Origin of the sequence: Elstera litoralis (genome assembly GCF_000963705.1) — a bacterium.
GTDB lineage: Bacteria > Pseudomonadota > Alphaproteobacteria > Elsterales > Elsteraceae > Elstera > Elstera litoralis.
This window is the reverse complement of sequence record NZ_LAJY01000704.1, coordinates 1-896: the sequence shown is the minus strand read 5'-3', so window position 1 is coordinate 896 and position 896 is coordinate 1. Positions and strand designations below refer to the sequence as shown.

2 protein-coding genes are annotated in these 896 nt (G+C 55.9%); both read left to right on the top strand.

What is annotated here, in order from left to right:
- On the top strand, positions 1-222 hold a 222-nt coding region (locus VZ95_RS19145; protein ID WP_232302757.1), incomplete at its 5' end, for a hypothetical protein.
- Between the two features lie 74 nt (positions 223-296).
- Positions 297-896 (top strand): HlyD family secretion protein (locus VZ95_RS19140; RefSeq protein WP_198148409.1); only part of this gene is annotated, 600 nt, incomplete at its 3' end.

Genomic DNA, 896 nt, shown 5'->3' with positions numbered 1-896 from the left:
GACGCAACACCGCTGGAGCGGGGCTTGATGGAGGCCAGTCTTGAGGCGTCGCAACTCATGGAGCGGTTGTTATCCGGAAATGCGGATCAGCTGAAAAGTATGCAGAAATCATTCGACGAGATTACGGCAAATCTTCAAACGGAATACGCGCGCCTAACCGAAGTTGTGACCGATAAGGGTGTACTGTCGACAGTCGCCGATGAAATTAGCAGTTGGTTCTAAGGTTTTCGGGTCGATGGGCTACCGCTGTTCCCGGTGGCGGTTCATCGGTCCTGATTTGCTGACAAGGCGCGTGCATGAGCGACACATCTCCATCGACCCCCGCGAGCCCGTTCCGGCGGACAGCCTTAGAAAAAGCCGGTCGCCCCGATAGTTTGGATCTTGGGGTTCACATCGTCCGCGCGCCGCAGTGGATTTTGCTGGCAACGATGCTGTCCCTTGTGGCGGCTGCGGTGGGGTTCAGCTTTCTCATTCCGGTGCCGTTTAAGGTCGAGGCGCGCGGTATTCTCATTACCGCCGAGGGGGTGAAGGATATCGAATCGGTCGCCGGGGGGCGGGTGACAGCCTTTTTTTTTGTCGAACGGGGATCCTTGGTGCGGCAAGGCCAGCGGGTGGCGCAAATTGAACAGCCCGATCTCGTTCAACAGATGGAGGCGGCGCAAGCTGATTTGGACAATCTTCGGAGCCGCCAGCAGCGGGTGATCGATTTCCAACGGCAGAATCGTACCGATATAAATGCGCAACTAACTCAGAAGCGCCGCGAGCTCGAAAATAGTATCGAGAGCAGTAAAAAACAGGTCGATTGGCTGGCCAAAGCCCTAACGGGATATGAGGAACTCGCCAGCAAAGGTTTCGCCTCGCAGCAAAAGCTGTTTGAAACCCAAGTCAAGCTGAAC